Origin of the sequence: Haliscomenobacter sp. (assembly GCF_033763495.1) — a bacterium.
In the GTDB taxonomy this organism is placed as follows: Bacteria; Bacteroidota; Bacteroidia; order Chitinophagales; family Saprospiraceae; genus Haliscomenobacter.
Map to the genome: position 1 here is coordinate 1 of NZ_JANRKL010000059.1, position 3,858 is coordinate 3,858.

4 protein-coding genes are annotated in these 3,858 nt (G+C 48.1%); 2 read left to right on the forward strand and 2 right to left on the reverse strand.

What is annotated here, in order from left to right; genetic code table 11:
• Window positions 1-133 precede the first annotated feature (133 nt).
• Window positions 134-538: a hypothetical protein gene (locus SFV55_RS06685; protein ID WP_320028703.1), complete on the forward strand. Its 405-nt coding sequence runs from the start codon at window positions 134-136 to the stop codon at window positions 536-538.
• Window positions 539-637: 99 nt separating this feature from the next.
• On the opposite strand, the gene SFV55_RS06690 is transcribed toward SFV55_RS06685, so the two are convergent.
• Window positions 638-1,771 carry a leucine-rich repeat domain-containing protein gene (locus tag SFV55_RS06690; RefSeq protein WP_320028704.1) on the reverse strand — a complete coding sequence of 378 codons (1,134 nt, stop codon included), beginning with the start codon at window positions 1,769-1,771 and terminating at the stop codon, window positions 638-640.
• Window positions 1,772-1,927: 156 nt separating this feature from the next.
• Between SFV55_RS06690 and SFV55_RS06695 the strand changes: the two genes are divergently transcribed.
• Entirely contained in the window at window positions 1,928-3,541 is a 1,614-nt protein-coding gene (locus tag SFV55_RS06695) for a S8/S53 family peptidase (RefSeq protein WP_320028705.1), read from the forward strand.
• A gap of 104 nt (window positions 3,542-3,645) precedes the next feature.
• On the opposite strand, the gene SFV55_RS06700 is transcribed toward SFV55_RS06695, so the two are convergent.
• On the reverse strand, window positions 3,646-3,858 hold a 213-nt coding region (locus tag SFV55_RS06700; RefSeq protein WP_320028706.1), incomplete at its 5' end, for a hypothetical protein.

Sequence of the window (3,858 nt, forward strand, 5' to 3'; positions counted from 1 at the left end):
TTTTTAAAATTTGGGTTGTGTTGTTTTGTTTTTTTTTTTTAGGATAAATATTGGTTCACTGTGCGTTGTGGATGTGCGTTTTTTTTTGCATTAATCTAAACTCCTCAACTTTCTCAACCAAAAAATCATCCACATGAAATCCCTAATGATCCTGCTAATTGGCCTGCTCGGCACTTTTGCTCTGAGTGCCCAATCCCAGCAAAGCAAAACGGAGAGCCCTTTTGGTACGCCCGCGGAACGAGCCAAATTGCAAACCGAAAAGATGAAAACGGCCTTGCCATTGCGAGCCGATCAAATTGACAAAATTTATGCCCTCAACCTCAAATACGCCCAAATCATGCAAAAAGAGGTGTTTGACCAGGGGGCATCCCAATGGACGATGTACACCAAGGGCAGTGAGATCAACAAACGCAAGGAGAAGGAATTAAAACCCCTGCTCAATGAAGCCCAACTCAAAAATTATGAAAAGCTGAAGGCGGAGATGCGCAAGCAGATGCTGAGTGGGGATAGGCCGGATAGTTTGGATGATTTTAAGTGAGCGTAAAAGTATTTTTTAGCCACAAAGCGACTAAAATCCAAATTAAGGACAGTCAAGTACTTGCATTTGGCGTCTTAGTGGCTTTGTGGCGCCCTAATTTTAATAAAACAGCACCGCTGTCTTGGGCAGTCTTTTTTGGATTTGTTTTTGTTGCTCTTTGGTAAATAGCGCTCCATCCAGGTAGAGCATGGTGAGTTTTTTTAACCCAAAAATACTCTCGGGTATTTCCTTCAGCTGATTGCCCGAAAGGGACAACTCTTCCAGTTCTGACAAGTTGCCTATTTCTTTGGGGATACTTTCCAGTTTGCAAAAAGCCAGGTTCAGTTTTTTGAGTTTTTTGCATTGTTGAATGGCCGGGGATATGGATTTGAGGTGGACGTGCATACAATTCAGCTCCTCCAAATGAGTCAGTTCATAAATCTCGGCGGGTAAGTCGTAGCCATCCATGTAATCCATCGAAAGGAGCACATTTTCCTGTTCCAGGAAAGTGGTGAATGATTCAAAATACAAGGCAGTTGAATCTCTTCCATAGAGTTGCAGCCATTCCTTCCAAATTCCTTTGAAAGACATATCTCGCTTGGCACTTCTTTTTATGGGTTTTCCAGCTTCCACCAATTGAGCCAGGCGTGCAAAATCCACTTGATCTTTGACGGGATTGTACACCTCGCGCACCAATTCCTTCATGGTGCCTTCATTCCAATCAAACCATTCAGCATCGGGGGCATTCACCCCAATGTCGTGATCCATAGAAATGATGTAGGGTACGGAAGTACGACCATTGATGTTGAGCGAACCATCGTTGCCGCCACCAATGATCACGTATTTGATGTTAGCAGTACCAGTGATGCGTTGGTGGGAATCGCCACAATAGAAAAAAGGTGCTTCCAGATTGCCCAAAACCAACAAATCGGGTACACCACTCGTCAGAGAGATGATTGAATCCACTTGAAGATTGCCGTTGATGATCAAAATATGGCAAAGTTTGCCCCATTCCGTATCCAGCAAATTGGCCATGTGGATGTCTTTCCCCTCGATTAGCGCGACCTTTACTTTAGCGGGTTTGCCGTGCAGTTCCATGGTGCCCAGGTGTTCCGAAATTTTGAAGCGTTGTTCTGCTTCTACGCCAGTGATCAGCGATACTTTCCCACCACTAAAGGCAGGCCATTTGGGTTGAGCAGAGGCCTGGCAGCAAGTGAATAAGCTGAGAACTAGAAGATACAAAGAAAATTTCATAGATATAACTGTTTTAGAAGAAGTGTAAAAAGGCCCTTTTTTGTTCCATATTAAAAAAAAAAGTAAAAAACTTTTTCCCTGATGCGGTTTGGCAAGGCTTTTGGATAATACCCCCGGTACCTCCTCCCTATATTAAAAAACCGCAAAAACATAGATATGGCAAGAAGATTAACACTTCTGCTGCCTCTACTCTTGCTATTGCCTTTGCTGGGTTTTGCTCAGACAGAGCCAATTAAGGCCAGGGTATTGGTCAAGCTAAAAGAAACGACCACACCGTCCCAATTTATGGTGGAATTTGCCACCCAAAGCCGGGCTGGTGGAGGGGTTTGGCTAGAAAAAGCACTGAGCCCCCGCTCCAACGTCCACTTGATGATGTACGACTCTACCACCGTGAGTGCAGATGAACTCCTGAAAGAGTTGCACCTGCAACCAGATGTGGAAGAGGTCACTTTTGATTATTACGTCGAAAGCCGGACTGACCCCAATGACCCCAATTTGGATGAACAATGGGGGCTAGTCACCATCGAAGCCCAAAAAGCCTGGGCCATCTCCACGGGTGGGGTCACGGCACGGGGAGATACGATTGTTGTGGCGGTGTTGGATAGCGGGTTTGATGTGGGCCACGAAGACCTGGCGGCCAACATCTGGACCAATCGGGGCGAAATACCCAACGACAACAAGGACAATGATCGCAACGGCTACATTGACGATGTACAAGGCTGGAATTTTATCCGCAACAGCAACAAACACCAGATTGAACAACACGGGCAATCAGTTGCCGGGATCATTGGTGCGGTTGGCAACAACGGAGTTGGGGTGAGTGGGATCAACTGGCACATCAAGGTGATGGTGCTGGAGGCCCGCCTGGTTTCGGAAATCATTTCGGCTTACGAATACATCATCGAGCAGCGCGACCGCTACAACCGCTCCAAGGGGAAGGAAGGTGCATTTATTGTAGCCACCAACGCCTCCTTTGGCATCAACCGCCTCTTCTGCAAGGATCAGGTCATGTGGGGGGAGATGTACGACAAAATGGGCGACGTAGGCATCCTCACAGCCGCCGGGGCCGCCAACAACCCCTGGGATGTAGACGAGGTAGGGGACATGCCCACCACCTGCCCCAGCGAATACCTGCTCACAGTGCTCAATACCACGGAATTAGATCAACGCTACGTGGGTTCAGCCTACGGCAAAACTTCGATTGACATGGGCGCTCCCGGCCAAAACTCCTTCACAACCAAACCCTTTGGGGCTTACGGTAGTTTTCACGGGAATTCCGCAGCTGCGCCACACCTAGCCGGGTCGATTGCGCTGCTGTACAGTGTGCCCTGCAATGATTTTGCGCAGAAGACTTTGGTAGAGCCTTCAGAAACAGCCCTAAGGGTTAAAGAGGCCCTGATCAAGGGCCTGGATGAAGTGGCTGCATTGAAGGAAATTACCGTGACAGGAGGCCGTCTGAATGTGTACCGAAGTATGGAGCACCTGCGCCAGGATTGTCGCACGGTGCCGGATGATTTTAAGGGGATGCTGATTTACCCAAATCCGGCGCGTTCCAGCATCACCCTTTCGGTGGATCAAGCGGAGAAGAGCCCGATTCAGATTCGGGTGTTAAACACGCTAGGACAGCCCATTTACCGCAAAGTGATGGACGTGATGTTCCCGGGGATACAACAGGATGTGATCTCGGTGAGCGACTGGCCGCGAGGGACTTACTTCCTGGAGGTGTTTATGGGGAAGGAACGGAAAATTGCGAGGGTGGTGGTGAATTAGTGTGCTGTCTTAGGTGCTTCTTAAGTGCCTAAGGATTCTTAGGTGGTGAAAGATTTTTTACCACCTAAGAATCCTTAGGCACTTAAGCACACCTCAGGGGGGCACTATTCGATTTTTTGCACTAAAATCGGACCACCATTTACGGGGGTAAAAAATCTGGTTGCATCAATCCAATACGACCGCCGCGCATCCCCCGGTACATCCAATCCACTCTGCTCATTTGGCACTATAGTAAAGCCACCCCTACCATTCCCCTTCAACCATACCCCCCGTGAAGCATCCTGCCGCCCCATATGCCCTTCATTGGCGTAAAAATT